This is a genomic window from Kitasatospora sp. NPDC051170, assembly GCF_044455705.1.
In the GTDB taxonomy this organism is placed as follows: domain Bacteria; phylum Actinomycetota; class Actinomycetes; order Streptomycetales; family Streptomycetaceae; genus Kitasatospora.
Map to the genome: position 1 here is coordinate 1 of NZ_JBITFA010000017.1, position 16,092 is coordinate 16,092.

The window sequence follows — 16,092 nt, forward strand, 5'->3', positions numbered from 1 at the left end:
GTCCGCAGCTTCCACACGATCCCGTTCAGCACCAGCCGGTCGTCCGACCGCGGACGACCGGCCACCCCCGAAGCCGGCAGAAACCGCGACAGCACCGCCCACTCGGCATCCGAAAGCTCATGACGACGCACCATGGCGGACATGATCCCTCATCACTTGATCAGCTTTGAAGACGACCCCTAGCGCCGCTGCCACGGATCTGGCTTCGGCCCACCGTGGAGACCAACCGTCGAGAGTCGCAGTCAGCGCACCCCGGCGTCGCAACCCATCAAACCAGTTCGAAGCATCCCATTGCTGGTCGTACGAAGCCAGGTACCAGGCTTGTCGACGCAGAAGAGCCGCTTCCGCCCCGGCCTGCTCCGCGACGTCAGAGGCCGTCCGGATCATCTGAAAAAACCGTTCTCGCAGCCCGGGCTCGAGTAAGGGCGACGACGAGACAGGTCCACGTCGCGCAGCCGGAATCGTCGAGTACTCAGCGACCACTCCAGGGAGGATCCCGCTGACCGCCCAGCCGATCATGTGCGTGGTGTCTCGTGTGAGAACCCATCCGGCGAGCGGGTGTTCACAAAGCCGTGCCCTGGTCGGCTCTGCTCTGAGAATCTCGCCAAGGAGGAGGTCGGCGTCCATCGCAGTGGAGAGCATGTCCACCAAGCCCGACGGGGCTCCGAGCAGAATCAGCTTGCGGCGCATCGCCACGAGGTTGCCCGCTCTGGTGGACGACAGCGGACGCCGTCCGGACTCCCACCCTTGAAGAGTGCTCTTGTCCACACCGAGCTCTTCGGCCAACTCCTCCTGGGTCCGCGGGATCTGCTCGCGGATGACCTTGAAGAGGTAGCCGACGATGGCACCTTCCGGTTCTCGCTCGGACGAAGGCGGACTCCCAGTCGGTGTTGGTCCTCGCTCTTTCGGCGCTTGAGCAGCCATCGGCACTCCCCTTGGCCGTGATCGGCCGGGTAACTCGTACTGGCAGTCCATCGAAGCCGTTCGTTACGCGGCGTAGCGTCTTATGCACGAAGCGGGGCCGCGATGTGGCTCGGAAAGCGTAGTTCCGACGAAGCATCACTTGGCCTCGAACGTCCGGTTCCTCAGCCGAATTAGGTACTCGACCCGTTGCCGGGCGGGCCAGTTCACAATGGAGTTGCCATGCCGAATGCGTTGCTGGAGACTCACGGGCCTCCGTGCGTCCACTCGACGCCGGTCGTCAGCGTGCTACTGCCCTACCGGCCGGAATCGGTGGCAGCTGCGCGCCGATTCGCCGGCTCGCAGCTGCGGGAGTGGGAACTGGACGACTTGATGGACGATGCCATGGTGATCGTCAGCGAGTTGGTCACCAACTCGGTCGAGACCTGCTGCCGGACCCGCATGTTCGTCGGCCTCCATCGTCCGGCCGATCACATCATCCGCGTCCTCGTCGGTGACGGTTCTCGCTCGATGCCCGTGATGGTCCAGGCTGGGCCCGACGCCACGTCGGGCCGGGGGTTGGCGATGGTCGATCGGCTCACCCATGGCTGCTGGGGCGTCACGCCTCACCCCTTCGGAAAGATCGTCCACGCTGACCTCACCGTGCCCACGGCAACCTCTCAGTAAGCCAGGACCACGAGGGCGGGTCGCCGTCGGTCCCCGATCCCCTCCGATTCTGGGCTGCTATCGGGGTTTCGGCCACTGCCGGACTCCACATCATCGTCGCGGCCCCGGGTTCTGGTCCCCCGCTTTCACTGAGCCCCGCCCGGGCCCTCATCGCCCCCACCACTTGAACAGGACAACTCCCCGTGCGACTCGCCCTCACCGCGCGGCACCTCTTCGACACCGGATCCACCCCCGCCGAGGTGTACGCCAACCTCGCCCGCCGTACCCGTGATCCCCTGCGCTCGGCCCGCGCCGTCTGCGCGGCCCTCACCATCCCCGCCACCGAAGCCAACCACCGCCTCGACGAGTGCTACCACGCCCTCCTCGCCAACCCCCGCCCCGGCTCCGAATCCGACACCGGAGAACTCCTCGAAGCCCTCGGCATCTTCGACATCCCCAAACAACTCGACGACCGCGAAACCGCGATCGTCGAGCTCTTCCTCACCGCCATCGACGCCCTCGGCGGAATCCGCGCCGGACACCAGCACGGACTCACTCGCTGGATCACCACCGGCAACCTCACCACCGCTTACCTCTCCCTCACCGCCGCCCGCCCCCTTGCCCGCACCGGCGACCCGGTTCGCTACTGGTCCGCCCTCGTCCAGGCCGGCGAACTCCTCACCACCACCCCCAACCCCGACTCCCGCCTCGCCTACGCCCTCACCCAATGCCGCACCCACGCTAAAACCCCGTAGCGCAGGAAGGCGGCCCACCGACTTCCTGCGCACCACCAACCTCCGCCCCACCCCGGGGGCGGGTTGTCAAAACAAGGAGGACATGATCCGAACCCCCGTGCCGTGGGGCATCAGCAGGATGGGTCCCTACGCGGCCACTGCCACGCTCCCGGCGTTCACGTCCGTCATCGACCCCGAGACGCAGATCGCCGTCAGTGTGGACGAGCACGGCCGAACGGTCGAGCTGGGTAGCCACGGCACCAACACCAGCGGTGTCACCGCCACCCAAACCGTTCCCGGTGATGGGGCCAAACCGGGCGGGCCCACCGATGCCGACAGCTATGAGTCCTACGACCAGGACCAGAGCAACGGCTGATGGACGACCGAAGCAGGTCGGTGCTGGTACTGACCAATCCCTTTGATGTGACCGCAGATGCGGTACTACGGGTGCTTGCCGAGCGCCGAGTTCCGGTGGTCCGTCTCGATCCCGGCACCGATCTGCACACGGGTACCTCACTGACCGCCGCGTACCGCACGGACGACCAACGAGGCACCCTACGCACTGCCAGCCGAGAACTCGATCTCTCCGAGGTCCGGTCGGTCTGGGTGCGCCGGTCCTCGCCCTACGAAGGCCCGTCCAAACTGGACGGCCAGGACCGCCGGTTCGCCGCCTCGCAATCCCTGTGGGCCACGGGCGGCATCCTCGCATCGCTCCCACACGCGCACTACGTGAACCACCCGTGGGCCAACCGCGCCGCCGAGCACAAACCGGCACAACTGGCAGCCGCGCAGCGCTTCGGACTCGCGGTCCCCGCCACAGTGATCACGAACAGCGCGGACGAGGCCCGGAGGTTTGTGGCGGCCCAGCCCGCCGGGGCGGTGTACAAACCCCTCTGGAACACGCCCTACTCGATCGACGGACGACCACACGCCGTGTGGGTCCGCGAGGTCCGCCCGGCCGACATCACCGACGCCGTATCCGTCTGCCCACACCTCTTCCAGGCAAGAGTGCCGAAGGTGTTCGACGCGCGGGTGACTGCAGTAGGCGACCGCCTCTTCGGCCTCCGCATCGACAGCCCCGACCTCGACTGGCGCCGCCGCCAGACCCGGATGACCTGCAAGCCAATCACCGTACCCGAGCCGGTCGCACGCTCGGTCACCACCTACCTCGGCCAACTCCGTTTGGTCTACGGCGCGTTCGACTTCGCCGTGACCGCCTCCGGGAACTGGTACTTCCTTGAGTGCAACCCGAACGGCCAATGGGCTTGGCAGTCGGCACCGGGACCGGTTACTCGACCGCCCTCGGTGCGCACCGGCTCGGGGGCATCAACCTCACCAGCATCGAGTACGACCCGACGGTCGGCGCAGCCGCAGCAGCCGCCATCGCGGCGGCCGGTTACGAGCCCCGACTGATCATCGGGGACGGGCTTCTCGGCGACCGGGACAACGAGGACTACGACCGGCTCATCGCCACCTGTGCGGTCCGCTACATCCCGCTCCCGTGGCTTCACCAGGTGAAGCCCGGAGGCCGCATCCTGGTCACCCTGTCCGGGTGGAGCTACGCGAACGCACTCGCGCTGCTCGAGGTGACCGGGTTCGGCGAGGCCACCGGGCGCTTCCTGCCCTGCTACACCAGCTTCATGATCGCCCGGCCCCACGACCACCCGCCCCCGCCAGAGCCTCGCGCTGCTTCCCGGGGACGAGCGGCCGACCCGGATCGACCCGGAGGTGATCAGCACCTGGACGGGCAGTTGGGTGGCCCAGCTGGCCGCGCCCTCGGCCGAACGCATGGGTGCCGGCGGGCACCAGATTCTCTCGGACGTGGCCACTGGCTCGCAGGCGCGGACCATGCCGAATCCGGCCGGCGGGTGGAGCGTCATCCAGCGCGGCCCGCTCCGCCTCTGGGATCAGGTGGAGAGCGCCATTGAGGTGTGGCAGGAAGCGGGCGAGCCGCATCAGGAGGGGTTCGGGATCACCGTCACGCGCCAGGGCCAGCGTGTCTGGATCGGTCAGGAGGGCGGCCCCGGCTGGAACCTGCCAGTCTGACCGTCGGGGGCTCCGCTACGGTGCCGGGCATGATTCACCGCCCCGCCGCCGGCCCGCGCCGCTAGAGCCGGTCGTCCACGTCCGCCCGGGGGTCGGTGAGCGGCGAGACCTGCCGTTCGAAGAAGGTCTCCAGCACCACCGTGGCCTGCGTCCCGCTGACTCCGTCGATGGCGTAGATCCGGCGCAGCACGTCCTGCAGTTGCTCGGTGGTGGCGGTCCTGACCTTCACCAGGACCGACGCGCTGCCGGCGATGATGTGCGCCTCCAGGACCTCGGGGAGCGCGGCGAAGCTCTCCTTGGAGTCCCCCATCCACGAGGTCGAGTCGACGGTGACGTAGGCCAGCACGCCGCCGCCCACCGCCGCCGGGTCCACCTCGGCGGCGGTGCGCCGGATCACGCCGCGTTCGCGCAGTTTCCGCACCCGTTCGTGGGCGGCGCCGGCCGAGAGGCCGACGGCCTTGCCCAGGACGGCGTAGGACTGGGTGGCGTCCTGCTGGAGTCGTGCGAGCAGCGCCCGGTCGATGTGATCCACTGCACTCCATTCGATGGATTCCGGGTCTGACCATATCCCATCCTGAGGTCTAGGCTCTCGGTCGAAGCAGGTTCACCGCACGATGGTCGGGGAGGATACCCGTGGACGCCGAACGCCCCACGCCCTACGAGATGTTCGATGATCGGTTCCGCACCGGGAAGTGCATGAACGGCGACGCCGCCCTCGAGGTCCTGTACACCGGCTGCCGGTGGGCCGAGGGCCCCGTCTACCTGCCCGCCTGGCGGCAGGTGATCTGGAGCGACATCCCCAACGACCGGATGCTGCGGTGGGACGAGGAGACCGGCGCGGTCGCCGTCTTCCGTCACCGTGCCGGGCACAGCAACGGCAACACCCTCGACCGCGAGGGCCGCCTCGTCACCTGCGAGCAGGGCAACCGCCGGGTGACCCGGACCGAGCACGACGGCACGGTCACCGTGCTGGCCGACCGCTGGCAGGGCAGGCGTCTGAACAGCCCGAACGACGCGGCGGTGAGGTCGGACGGCTCGATCTGGTTCTCCGACCCGGACTTCGGCATCAGCAGTGACTACGAGGGCTACCGCGCCCAGAGCGAGATCGGCTCCAACAACGTGTACCGGATCGACCCGGTCAGCGGCTCGGTCGACCTGGTCGCCGACTGCTTCAGCGCCCCGAACGGACTGGTCTTCTCGCCCGACGAGCAGCGGTTGTTCGTCTCCGACACCCGGGGAGGCGTGATCCGGGTCTTCGACGTGCGCCGTGACGGCACGCTGTCGGACGGCGAGGTCTTCGCCGAGGCCGCGGCCCGCGAGGGCGCCCGCTTCGACAACCTCCGCTTCGACGACGGCGGCCGGCTCTGGGTGGCCGCCATGGCCGACGGCGTCCACTGCTACGACCCGGACGGCACGCTGATCGGCCGGATCGACGTCCCCGAGACCGTCTCCAACATCGCCTGGGGCGGCGCCAAGCGCAACCGCCTCTTCATCACCGCGGAGACCAGCCTCTACTCGGTCGTCATGGCCGTCACGGGCACCCATCCCACCGGGCCCGGCTCCCGGCCCTGGCTGGACCTCGCGCGCTGACGGAACGGCCCGGGCTCCCCTGCTCGGGGAACCCGGGCCGGCAGCCCGCAGGGCTCAGATCTGGATCCCGGCCATGCGCTTCCACTCGTACGGGCCGGTCTTGACCTTCAGCCCCAGCTCGCCCTCGAAGTCGTCGTGCAGGGTCAGCCCGGCGAGCTCGGCGGCGCGCTTGCCGACGGCGTAGCTGGGGGCCACCTGGTCGCCCCAGGCGCCGTCGGCGCCGACGACGACGATGCGGGTGGCGACGGAGCCGACGTACTCGACGACGGCGTCGCCGCCGCCCCCGTGCTCACGGGCGAAGCTGGACAGGTGCTTGGCGATGCGCTTGGCGCGGCGCTCGGTGCGGGCGTCCGACGCGGCGGGGGTGGCGGTCTCTGCGCTGCTCATGCCCCGCATGCTACCCACCGGTAGTGGTGCTGGCGACGGGAGCGTCCTGTGCACCGGGCCACATACTGGGGGACGTGACCTTCAAAGGCTGGCCGACCGAGGCGCTCGACTTCTACGAGCGCCTGGAGGCCGACAACTCGAAGACGTTCTGGCAGGCCCACAAGGAACAGTACGACGACGTCGTACGGGCCCCGACGGAGGCGCTGCTCGCCGACCTGGAGCCGGAGTTCGGGCCGGGGAAGATCTTCCGCCCCAACCGGGACGTCCGCTTCAGCGCCGACAAGGCCCCGTACAAGACGCAGATCGGCGCGCACCTGGAGTCCGGCGGCTACATCCAGCTCTCCGCCGACGGCCTGGCCTGCGGCAACGGCTTCTACCAGCTCGCCTCCGACCAGCTGGAGCGCTACCGCGCGGCCGTCGCCGAGGACGTGAGCGGTGCCGAGCTGGAGCGGGTGATCGCGGCGGTGGAGAAGCAGGGCCCGACCGTCCACGGCCGCGACTCCCTGAAGTCCGCCCCGCGCGGCTACCCCAAGGACCACCCGAGGATCGAGCTGCTGCGCCACAAGGGCCTGGTGGCCTGGCAGGAGTGGGAGCCCGCGAAGTGGCTGGGCACCCGCGCCGCGTACACCCGGATCACGGACTTCCTGCACGCCTCCCAGCCGCTCAGGGACTGGCTGGACGGCCACGTCGGCCCGTCGGAACTGCCGAGCAGGTAGAGGAGAACGCGTAAAGGAAGGAGCCCCGGTCCACCAGGACCGGGGCTCCTCCGTCACACGAAGCCGTCACACGAGGCCGTCAAGCAAAGCCGTCACACGAGCCCGTCACACGAAGCCCTACTTCAGGAACGGGTCGACCGCACACGCCACGAACAGCAGCGACAGGTACGTGATCGACCAGTGGAACAGCCGCATCTCCTTGAGCTTGGCGCCCACCACACCGGCCTTGGCCCGCCCGTACAGCGCGTGCGCCTCGCGCAGCCACGCCCCGCCGAGCAGCACCGCGACGACCGGGTACAGCCAGCTCATGTGGCCCAGCGGCCACACGGCCAGCGAGGTCGCGACCATCACCCAGGAGTAGGCGACGACCTGCTTGCCGACCGCCACGTTGCCCTTGACGACCGGCAGCATCGGCACGCCGGCCCGCTCGTAGTCGTCGCGGACCTTCATCGAGAGCACCCAGGTGTGCGGGGGCGTCCAGAAGAAGACGACCAGGAACAGCGCCACCGCGGCCCAGGACATCGAGTTCGTGACCGAGGACCAGCCGATCAGCACCGGCATGCAGCCGGCGATGCCGCCCCAGACGATGTTCTGCGAGGTACGCCGCTTGAGCCCGAGCGTGTAGACGAACACGTAGAACAGCAGCGCGCCGAGCGCCAGCCCGGACGAGAGCCAGTTGACCCCCACGCCCAGGATCAGCGTGGAGACGACGGCGAGCACGACGCCGAACACCAGCGCCTCGCGCGGAGAGACCATCCCCGTGACGATCGGCCGCCGCTCGGTGCGGGTCATCAGCGCGTCGATGTCCCGGTCGATGTACATGTTGAGCGCGTTGGCGCCGCCCGCCGAGAGGTAGCCGCCGACGACGACCTTGGCCACCAGCCACATGTCCGGAACGCCCTGCTGGGCGAGGAACATGACCGGCACGGTGCTCATCAGCAGCAGCTCGATGATCCGGGGCTTGGTCAGTGCGACGAAGGCGCCGACACGGGCCCCGATCGGCCGGTGCCCAGGAGTCGCCCCGGTGACCCCGGCGGGACGGGTTTCGACGGCGGTCACTAACACCCCAACTGAAGATGAATCTTCGCAGGCGTCCACAGGAACGATGGGTCCCGAATCGTCCGCTCTGCGCGTACCACGCCACCTTAGACGCTCCATATATCCCTTCCGGCCCCGGGGTCCCCGGCGAGGCGTGACGATCACCCGCCCGTGAACCGTCCGGGTGAAGGCCCCGCCACAGCCGCCACGCGGCCTGCGGACACCGCCGGAACGCGTCTCGTCCGGCGGGACGCGCGGTGACCGGCGAACCGGGAGCGCCTGGGACAGAATCGGACAGACCGCCCCAGTGGGAATGGCGGTGCGAAAAGCCCGGTTGTCTCAGCACGGAGGGTGAGTGCGGCCCGGACGGTAGGCTCCCTGGCAGAAGCGGGATCTACCCTCCGTGACCGGCACCACCCAGCGTCGGGACCACAGCGCCGTGGCCGACCCGGTCCCCATTCACGGGGTCACTCTTCACAATGGAAGGAGCCCTGAGACAGGGTGAGCACTGCGCCGACGAACGCATTCGAGTGGACCGATCTGGACGACCGTACGGTTGACACGGCCCGAGTCCTGGCCATGGACGCCGTGCAGAAGGTCGGCAACGGACACCCCGGGACGGCCATGTCGCTGGCCCCGGCCGCGTACCTGATCTTCCAGCGGTTCCTGCGCCACGACCCCACCGACCCCTCCTGGGTCGGCCGCGACCGCTTCGTCCTCTCCCCCGGGCACACCAGCCTGACGCTGTACACCCAGCTCTACCTGTCGGGCTACGGCCTGGAGCTGGACGACCTCAAGGCCTTCCGCGTCGCGGGCAGCCGCACCCCCGGCCACCCCGAGCACGGCCACACCGCGGGCGTGGAGACCACCACCGGCCCGCTCGGCCAGGGCATCGCCAACGCGGTCGGCATGGCGATGGCCGCCCGCTACGAGCGCGGCCTGTTCGACCCGCAGGCCCCGGCCGGCGAGTCCCCGTTCGACCACACCATCTGGGCCATCGTCTCCGACGGCGACCTGGAGGAGGGCATCTCCGCGGAGGCGTCCTCCCTGGCCGGGCACCAGAAGCTGGGCAACCTGGTCGCCGTCTACGACGACAACCACATCTCGATCGAGGGCGACACCGAGACGGCCTTCTCCGAGGACGTCCTCAAGCGCTACGAGGCCTACGGCTGGCACGTCCAGCGCGTCACCCCGAAGGACAACGGCGACATCGACGTGGCCGCCCTTGCCACCGCGCTCGACGCCGCCAAGGCCGAGACCTCGCGCCCGTCGATCATCGCGATGCGCACGATCATCGCCTGGCCGGCCCCGGACGCGCAGAACACCGCCAAGGCCCACGGCTCCGCGCTCGGCGCCGCCGAGATCGCCGCCACCAAGAAGGTCCTGGGCTTCGACCCGGAGAAGACCTTCGAGGTCTCCGACCAGGTCATCGAGCACGCCCGCCAGGTCATCACCCGCGGCAAGGCCACCCGCGACCAGTGGCAGCAGGGCTTCGACGCCTGGCGCGCCGCCAACCCGCAGCGCGCCGCCGACTTCGACCGCATCTCGGCCGGCGAGCTGCCCGAAGGCTGGAAGAAGACCGTCCCGTCCTTCCCGGCCGGCAAGGAGGTCGCCACCCGCAAGGCGTCCGGCGAGACCCTCAAGGCCCTCGGCGCGGTGATCCCGGAGCTGTGGGGCGGCTCGGCCGACCTCGCCGAGTCCAACCTCACCACCATCGACGAGGAGAGCTCCTTCCTCCCCGAGGGCAACCCGCTCAAGTCGGCGAGCCCGTACGGCCGGACGATCCACTTCGGCATCCGCGAGCACGCCATGGGCTCCGCGATGAACGGCATCGCCCTGCACGGCAGGACCCGCGTCTACGGCGGCACCTTCCTCGTCTTCGCCGACTACATGCGCCCGGCCGTGCGCCTGGCCGCGCTGATGAAGCTGCCGGTCACCTACGTCTGGACGCACGACTCCATCGGCCTCGGCGAGGACGGCCCGACGCACCAGCCGGTCGAGCACCTGGCCTCGCTGCGCGCCATCCCGGGCCTGGCCATCGTCCGCCCGGCCGACGCCAACGAGACGGCCGTCGCCTGGCGCACCGTCATCGAGCGCCAGACCACCCACCCCGGCCCGGTCGGCCTGGCGCTGACCCGCCAGAACGTCCCGACCTTCGACCGCGAGGTCTTCGGCTCCGCCGAGGGCACCGCCAAGGGCGCGTACGTGCTGGCCGAGGCGTCCACCGGCGACCCGCAGGTCATCCTGCTGGGCACCGGCTCCGAGGTGCAGCTGGCCGTCCAGGCCCGCGAGGCGCTGGAGGCCGAAGGCATCGCCACCCGTGTGGTCTCCGTCCCGTCCTTCGAGTGGTTCCAGGAGCAGGACCAGGCGTACCGCGACAGCGTCCTGCCGCCGTCGGTCAAGGCCCGCGTCTCCGTGGAGGCCGGCATCGCCCAGGGCTGGCGCGAGCTGGTCGGCGACCACGGCCGGATCGTCTCGCTGGAGCACTTCGGCGCCTCCGCCGACTACAAGGTGCTGTTCGAGGAGTTCGGCATCACCGCCGAGCGCGTCGTGGCCGAGGCCCACAACGCCCTGCGCTCCCTGGAAGCCGTCAACCGCTGACGCTCCCCCCGGCCGGGCCCGAGACCCGCACGTCGAGGGCCCGGCCCCCTCTGGACCACCCCACACAGCAGCACGAAAAAAGGACTGAGCACCATGACTGACGCACTGAAGCGCCTCAGCGACGAAGGCGTTGCGATCTGGCTGGACGACCTGAGCCGCACCCGGCTCAACTCCGGCAACCTGGCCGAGCTGGTGCAGAACAAGCACGTGGTGGGTGTCACCACCAACCCGACGATCTTCCAGAAGGCCATCGCCGGCAGCGGCGACAGCTCCTACGACGGCCAGCTGCGCGACCTCGCCGTCCGCAAGGTCACCACCGACGAGGCGATCCGCATGATCACCACCTCGGACGTGCGCGACGCCGCCGACGTGCTGCGCCCGGTCTACGACGCCTCCAACGGCCGCGACGGCCGCGTCTCCATCGAGGTCGACCCGCGCCTGGCCCACGAGACGGCCCCGACCGTGGCCGAGGCCAAGCAGCTGTGGTGGCTGGTCGACCGCCCGAACGTCTTCATCAAGATCCCCGCCACCAAGGCCGGCCTGCCCGCGATCAGCGAGGTCATCGGCAAGGGCATCAGCGTCAACGTCACGCTGATCTTCTCGCTCGAGCGCTACAAGGCCGTCATCGACGCCTACCTGACCGGCCTGGAGGCCGCCAAGGCCAAGGGCCTGGACCTCTCCCAGATCGAGTCGGTCGCCTCGTTCTTCGTCTCCCGCGTGGACACCGAGATCGACAAGCGCCTGGACGCCATCGGCGGCGAGGCCAAGGAGCTGCGCGGCAAGGCCGCCCTCGCCAACGCGCGCCTCGCCTACGAGGCGTACGAGGAGGTCTTCGGCAGCGTCGACGGCCAGAAGGCCGGCAGCGCCCGCTGGACGGCCCTGGAGGCCGCCGGCGCCAAGACCCAGCGCCCGCTGTGGGCCTCCACCGGCGTCAAGGACCCGGCCCTGCCGGACACCCTGTACGTCACCGAGCTGGTCGCCCCCGGCACGGTCAACACGATGCCCGAGGCCACCCTGGAGGCCACCGCCGACCACGGCGAGATCACCGGCAACACCATCGTCCCCAACTACGCGGACGCCAAGGCCGCGCTGGACGCCGTGGCCGCGGCCGGCGTGGACTACGACGACGTCGTCCAGGTCCTCGAGGACGAGGGCGTGCAGAAGTTCGAGCAGTCCTGGCAGGAGCTGCTGGACACCGTCACCGCCTCGCTGGCTTCCTTCGCCGACGAGAAGTGACCCCCGCTCACACATCCGCCGCACGAAAGTGGAGCACATCAAGTGAGCACTGACTTCCCCGAGTTGACGGCCGAGTCGGATGCGGACGACGCCCCGCCGGCGCCCGTCAACCCGTTGCGCGACCCCACCGACCGACGGCTCCCGCGCATCGCGGGGCCGTCGGGCCTGGTGATCTTCGGCGTCACCGGTGACCTGTCCCGCAAGAAGCTCATGCCGGCCGTCTACGACCTGGCCAACCGCGGGCTGCTCCCGCCGGGCTTCTCGCTGGTCGGCTTCGCCCGCCGCGAGTGGGACGACGAGGACTTCGCCAAGGAGGTCCACGACGCCGTCCGCGACCACGCCCGGACCCCGTTCCGGGAGGAGGTCTGGCAGCAGCTCGCCAAGGGCATGCGGTTCGTCCACGGAACCTTCGACGACGACGATGCCTTCGACAAGCTCCGCGAGACCATCGAGGAGCTGGACAAGGCCCAGGGCACCGGCGGCAATTTCGCCTTCTACCTGTCCGTCCCGCCGAAGTTCTTCCCCACCGTCGTCCAGCAGCTCAAGAAGCACGGCCTGGCCGACCCCCCGCAGGGGTCCTGGCGCCGCGCGGTCATCGAGAAGCCCTTCGGCCACGACCTGGAGAGCGCGCAGGAGCTCAACAAGGTCGTCCACGAGGTCTTCCCCCGGGACGAGGTCTTCCGGATCGACCACTACCTGGGCAAGGAGACGGTCCAGAACATCCTGGCGCTGCGCTTCGCCAACCAGATGTTCGAGCCGATCTGGAACCGGTCGTACGTCGACCACGTGCAGATCACGATGGCCGAGGACATCGGCATCGGCGGCCGGGCCGGCTACTACGACGGCATCGGCTCCGCCCGTGACGTCATCCAGAACCACCTGCTCCAGCTGATGGCGCTCACCGCCATCGAGGAGCCGGCCTCCTTCCACCCCAAGGCGCTGGTGGCCGAGAAGCTCAAGGTGCTCAGCGCCGTCAAGCTCCCGGCCGACCTGGGCAAGCACACCGTGCGCGGCCAGTACGCGGCCGGCTGGCAGGGCGGCGAGGAGGTGGCGGGCTACCTGGACGAGGACGGCATCGACCCCGAGTCCAAGACCGACACCTACGCGGCCATCAAGCTGGAGATCAACAACCGCCGCTGGGCGGGCGTCCCGTTCTACCTGCGCACCGGCAAGCGGCTGGGCCGCCGGGTCACCGAGATCGCGGTGGTCTTCCAGCGCGCCCCGTACCTGCCCTTCGACTCGTACGCGACCGAGGAGCTGGGGCAGAACGCCCTGGTCATCCGGGTCCAGCCGGACGAGGGCGTGACGGTGCGCTTCGGTTCCAAGGTGCCGGGCACCTCCTTCGAGGTCCGCGACGTCACGATGGACTTCGCCTACGGCGAGTCCTTCACCGAGTCCAGCCCGGAGGCGTACGAGCGGCTCATCCTGGACGTGCTGCTCGGCGACGCCAACCTCTTCCCGCGGCACCAGGAGGTCGAGCTCTCCTGGCAGATCCTCGACCCGATCGAGCGGTACTGGGACACCCACGGCAAGCCCGCCCAGTACGCGGCCGGGACCTGGGGCCCCGACGAGGCGGACGAGATGCTCGCACGAGACGGCAGGAGCTGGCGCCGGCCATGAAGATCGACCTCACGGACACCACGTCCAGCAAGATCAACGCCGCGCTGATGGAGGCGCGCCGGGCCAGCGGCTCCACCGCCGCAGGCATGGTGCTCACCCTGGTGATCGTGACCGACGAGGGCAGCGCCTACGACGCCCTCAAGGCCGCCAACGACGCCTCCCGCGAGCACCCGATGCGCACCCTCGCGGTGATCAAGCGCGCCGGGCGCTCGCCCCGGGCCCGCGCCGAGACCCGCCTGGACGCCGAGATCCTGGTCGGCTCCGACGCCGGCTCCGGAGAAACGGTCATCCTGCGCATGCACGGCGAACTCGTCGCGCACGCCCAGTCGGTGGTCCTGCCGCTGCTGCTGCCGGACGCCCCCACCGTCGTCTGGTGGCCGGAGAACGCGCCGCTGCACCCGGCCCAGGACCCGCTGGGCTCGCTCGCCCAGCGCCGGATCACCGACGCCGTCACCGCCGAGTCCCCGGTGGGCCAGCTCGCCCAGCGGGCCCAGAGCTACACCCCCGGCGACACCGACCTGGCCTGGACCCGCGTCACCGGCTGGCGCTCGATGCTGGCCGCCGCGCTGGACCAGCGGCCCGCCCAGATCACCTCCGCGGTGGTCGAGGGCGAGTCGTACAACCCCAGCGTCGAGCTGCTCGGCCTCTGGCTCACCAACCGGCTGCACGTGCCGGTCGAGCGCGTCGTCACCGGCGGCCCGGGCATCACCGCGGTGCACCTGCGCACCAAAGACGGGGACATCACCCTGGACCGCCCGGACGGCCTGCTGGGGACGCTCTCCATGCCCGGCTCGCCGGACCGCCAGGTGGCCCTCAAGCGGCGCGAGACCTCGGAGCTGATCGCCGAGGAGCTGCGCCGCCTGGACCCGGACGACATCTACGCGACGGCCGTGCGCACGCCCGTCGAGCGGCTGCGCGAACCGGCCACCGCCGAGACCGCCGCCGCCGAGGAGATCGCCCACGCGGTCGTCGAGGCGGCGGAGGCCGCCGAGGCCGCAGCGGCGGCGGAAGCCGCGGAGCCCGTAAAGGCTGCGAAGCCTGTGGCGGCCGCGAAGCCCGTGGAGGCTGTGGAGGCGCCCGCCGAGAAGGCCCCCGCCAAGGCCCCCGTGAAGGCTACGAAGGCCCCCGCCAAGAAGTCCGCGGGCAAGCGCGCCGCCAAGGGGAGCGCATGACCAACGCGACCCCGCAGCTGGTCGTCCACCGGGACAAGGAGCTGATGGCCCAGGCGGCCGCGGCCCGGCTGATCACCCGGATCGTGGACGCCCAGGCCGCCCGCGGCACCGCCTCGGTGGTGCTCACCGGTGGCCGCAACGGCAACGCCCTGCTGGCCGCGATCGCCGCCTCCCCGGCGCGCGACGCGGTCGACTGGGGCCGGCTGGACCTCTGGTGGGGCGACGAGCGCTACGTGCCCGCCGCCGACCCGGACCGCAACGCCGTCCAGGCCCGTGCCGAGCTGCTGGACGCCGTCCCGCTCGACCCGGCGCGGGTGCACGAGATGCCCGCCTCGGACGACGCGGGCGACGCGGACGGTGCGGACGGCTCGGATGTGGAGTCCGCCGCCGCCCGCTACGCCGAGGAACTGGCCAAGGCCGCCGGGCCGGGCGACAGGCTCGGCGTCCCGGCCTTCGACGTGCTGCTGCTCGGCGTCGGCCCGGACACCCACGTCGCCTCGCTCTTCCCGGAGCACCCGGGCGTGCGGGAGACCGAGCTGACCGTGGTCGGCGTGCGCGGGGCCCCCAAGCCCCCGCCGACCCGGATCTCGCTCACCCTCCCGGCGATCCGCGCGGCCCGCGAGGTCTGGCTGCTGGCCGCCGGCGAGGACAAGGCGGGCGCCGTGGCGCTGGCCCTGACCGGCCCCGGCGAGATCCAGGCCCCGGCCTCCGGCGCGTACGGGCGCAGCCGCACCCTGTGGCTGCTGGACCGCGCCGCCGCGGAGCGGATCCCGCCGCAGCTGTACCCGCCGGCCTCGGCGTAGAGGGGCCGACGCCGAAGGGCGCCACCGTCGTCGACGGTGGCGCCCTTCGGCGTGAACGCGCGAGAACGCACAGAACGCGCTGAACGCGCTGAACGCGCGGGAGCTCAGATCTCGCCGCGCAGCTTGGCCAGCGCCTCGGCGAGGATCGCCTCGCCGTCCGCGTCGGTGCGACGCTCGCGGACGTAGGCGAGGTGGGTCTTGTAGGGCTCGTTGCGCGACGGGGCGGGCGGGTTGTCCTCGTCCTGCCCGGCCGGGAAGCCGCAGCGCGGGCAGTCCCAGGTCTCCGGGATGACCGCTTCGGCCGCGAAGCTGGGCTTGGTCTCGTGCTTGTTGGCACACCAGAAGCTGATCCGGTTGCGCGGGGCGGACTCGCCGCGCTCCGCCTCGCCCATCGGGCCCGCTCCGACCCTGCTGCCACGGATGGCGTTGCCACTTGCCACGGTCTGACTCCCTGCGTGCTGGTGCGCCGACCCGCCGCGTGCGCGTCGGTGGCGAAAGTCGTCCTAGTGTAAGCAGGAGTTAAGGGTCCGCCACCATCGCCTACGCCCCCGGCCGTCCCAGGATAAACGCTCGGGAGACGGGG

Annotated in this window: 18 protein-coding genes; 12 read left to right on the forward strand and 6 right to left on the reverse strand. The window is 70.4% G+C overall.

Features of this window, described 5'->3' with window-relative positions; genetic code table 11:
- A partial coding sequence (locus ACIBCA_RS29990; protein ID WP_396283581.1) for a transposase occupies positions 1–143 on the reverse strand: 143 nt, incomplete at its 3' end.
- Entirely contained in the window at positions 118–924 is an 807-nt protein-coding gene (locus ACIBCA_RS29995; RefSeq protein WP_396286167.1) for a helix-turn-helix domain-containing protein, read from the reverse strand. The genes ACIBCA_RS29990 and ACIBCA_RS29995, both read right to left, overlap by 26 nt.
- Positions 925–1,143: 219 nt before the next feature.
- On the opposite strand from ACIBCA_RS29995, the gene ACIBCA_RS30000 reads away from it, so the two are divergent.
- From ACIBCA_RS30000 to ACIBCA_RS30020, 5 genes are all read left to right on the forward strand, one after another.
- Positions 1,144–1,587, forward strand: coding sequence for an ATP-binding protein (locus ACIBCA_RS30000; protein WP_396286168.1), 444 nt, complete (start codon positions 1,144–1,146; stop codon positions 1,585–1,587).
- Positions 1,588–1,769: 182 nt separating this feature from the next.
- Positions 1,770–2,321 (forward strand): hypothetical protein, encoded by a 552-nt coding sequence (locus ACIBCA_RS30005; protein WP_396286169.1) that lies wholly within the window; start codon positions 1,770–1,772, stop codon positions 2,319–2,321.
- Between the two features lie 82 nt (positions 2,322–2,403).
- Positions 2,404–2,676, forward strand: coding sequence for a putative ATP-grasp-modified RiPP (gene tgmA, locus ACIBCA_RS30010; protein ID WP_396286170.1), 273 nt, complete (start codon positions 2,404–2,406; stop codon positions 2,674–2,676).
- Complete coding sequence (tgmB, locus tag ACIBCA_RS30015; protein WP_396286171.1) at positions 2,676–3,713, forward strand: ATP-grasp ribosomal peptide maturase; 1,038 nt, start codon at positions 2,676–2,678, stop codon at positions 3,711–3,713. The genes tgmA and tgmB overlap by 1 nt, the downstream gene beginning before the upstream one ends.
- Positions 3,626–4,228 carry a hypothetical protein gene (locus ACIBCA_RS30020; protein WP_396286341.1) on the forward strand — a complete coding sequence of 201 codons (603 nt, stop codon included), beginning with the start codon at positions 3,626–3,628 and terminating at the stop codon, positions 4,226–4,228. The genes tgmB and ACIBCA_RS30020 overlap by 88 nt, the downstream gene beginning before the upstream one ends.
- 179 nt (positions 4,229–4,407) lie before the next feature.
- Here ACIBCA_RS30020 and ACIBCA_RS30025 read toward each other — a convergent pair whose 3' ends face one another.
- The gene (locus ACIBCA_RS30025; protein ID WP_396286172.1) at positions 4,408–4,878 is read right to left on the reverse strand and encodes an Lrp/AsnC family transcriptional regulator; all 471 of its coding nucleotides are present in this window, start codon (positions 4,876–4,878) and stop codon (positions 4,408–4,410) included.
- Between the two features lie 101 nt (positions 4,879–4,979).
- Between ACIBCA_RS30025 and ACIBCA_RS30030 the strand changes: the two genes are divergently transcribed.
- Positions 4,980–5,936 carry an SMP-30/gluconolactonase/LRE family protein gene (locus ACIBCA_RS30030; protein ID WP_396286173.1) on the forward strand — a complete coding sequence of 319 codons (957 nt, stop codon included), beginning with the start codon at positions 4,980–4,982 and terminating at the stop codon, positions 5,934–5,936.
- Between the two features lie 54 nt (positions 5,937–5,990).
- Here ACIBCA_RS30030 and ACIBCA_RS30035 read toward each other — a convergent pair whose 3' ends face one another.
- Positions 5,991–6,323 (reverse strand): hypothetical protein, encoded by a 333-nt coding sequence (locus tag ACIBCA_RS30035; protein WP_396286174.1) that lies wholly within the window; start codon positions 6,321–6,323, stop codon positions 5,991–5,993.
- A gap of 74 nt (positions 6,324–6,397) precedes the next feature.
- On the opposite strand from ACIBCA_RS30035, the gene ACIBCA_RS30040 reads away from it, so the two are divergent.
- Positions 6,398–7,039: a DUF2461 domain-containing protein gene (locus ACIBCA_RS30040; RefSeq protein WP_396286175.1), complete on the forward strand. Its 642-nt coding sequence runs from the start codon at positions 6,398–6,400 to the stop codon at positions 7,037–7,039.
- 117 nt (positions 7,040–7,156) lie between these two features.
- Here the strand turns inward: ACIBCA_RS30040 and ACIBCA_RS30045 are convergent, their stop codons facing one another.
- Positions 7,157–8,104, reverse strand: coding sequence for a heme o synthase (locus tag ACIBCA_RS30045; protein ID WP_396286176.1), 948 nt, complete (start codon positions 8,102–8,104; stop codon positions 7,157–7,159).
- 474 nt (positions 8,105–8,578) lie between these two features.
- On the opposite strand from ACIBCA_RS30045, the gene tkt reads away from it, so the two are divergent.
- The 5 genes from tkt to pgl all read left to right on the forward strand — a co-directional run bounded on the left by tkt (position 8,579) and on the right by pgl (position 15,509).
- A complete protein-coding gene (tkt, locus tag ACIBCA_RS30050; RefSeq protein WP_396286177.1) occupies positions 8,579–10,678 on the forward strand; it encodes a transketolase in 2,100 nt (699 codons plus the stop codon).
- Between the two features lie 93 nt (positions 10,679–10,771).
- Positions 10,772–11,914, forward strand: a complete 1,143-nt coding sequence (gene tal / locus ACIBCA_RS30055; RefSeq protein WP_396286178.1) for a transaldolase — start codon at positions 10,772–10,774, stop codon at positions 11,912–11,914.
- Between the two features lie 63 nt (positions 11,915–11,977).
- Positions 11,978–13,534, forward strand: coding sequence for a glucose-6-phosphate dehydrogenase (gene zwf / locus ACIBCA_RS30060; RefSeq protein WP_396286342.1), 1,557 nt, complete (start codon positions 11,978–11,980; stop codon positions 13,532–13,534).
- A complete protein-coding gene (gene opcA / locus ACIBCA_RS30065) occupies positions 13,531–14,706 on the forward strand; it encodes a glucose-6-phosphate dehydrogenase assembly protein OpcA (RefSeq protein WP_396286179.1) in 1,176 nt (391 codons plus the stop codon). Before zwf ends, opcA begins: the two co-directional genes overlap by 4 nt.
- Positions 14,703–15,509, forward strand: a complete 807-nt coding sequence (gene pgl, locus ACIBCA_RS30070) for a 6-phosphogluconolactonase (RefSeq protein WP_396286180.1) — start codon at positions 14,703–14,705, stop codon at positions 15,507–15,509. The genes opcA and pgl overlap by 4 nt, the downstream gene beginning before the upstream one ends.
- A gap of 104 nt (positions 15,510–15,613) precedes the next feature.
- Here pgl and ACIBCA_RS30075 read toward each other — a convergent pair whose 3' ends face one another.
- A complete protein-coding gene (locus ACIBCA_RS30075) occupies positions 15,614–15,901 on the reverse strand; it encodes an RNA polymerase-binding protein RbpA (protein WP_031065345.1) in 288 nt (95 codons plus the stop codon).
- Positions 15,902–16,092: the final 191 nt, after the last annotated feature.

Coding starts and splice junctions, on each gene's coding strand:
- ACIBCA_RS29995 (WP_396286167.1), bottom strand. CDS start 924: ATGGCTGCTCAAGCGCCGAAAGAGCGAGGACCAACACCGACTGGGAGT.
- ACIBCA_RS30000 (WP_396286168.1), top strand. CDS start 1,144: ATGCCGAATGCGTTGCTGGAGACTCACGGGCCTCCGTGCGTCCACTCG.
- tgmA (WP_396286170.1), top strand. CDS start 2,404: ATGATCCGAACCCCCGTGCCGTGGGGCATCAGCAGGATGGGTCCCTAC.
- tgmB (WP_396286171.1), top strand. CDS start 2,676: ATGGACGACCGAAGCAGGTCGGTGCTGGTACTGACCAATCCCTTTGAT.
- ACIBCA_RS30035 (WP_396286174.1), bottom strand. CDS start 6,323: ATGAGCAGCGCAGAGACCGCCACCCCCGCCGCGTCGGACGCCCGCACC.
- tal (WP_396286178.1), top strand. CDS start 10,772: ATGACTGACGCACTGAAGCGCCTCAGCGACGAAGGCGTTGCGATCTGG.
- opcA (WP_396286179.1), top strand. CDS start 13,531: ATGAAGATCGACCTCACGGACACCACGTCCAGCAAGATCAACGCCGCG.
- pgl (WP_396286180.1), top strand. CDS start 14,703: ATGACCAACGCGACCCCGCAGCTGGTCGTCCACCGGGACAAGGAGCTG.
- ACIBCA_RS30075 (WP_031065345.1), bottom strand. CDS start 15,901: ATGGGCGAGGCGGAGCGCGGCGAGTCCGCCCCGCGCAACCGGATCAGC.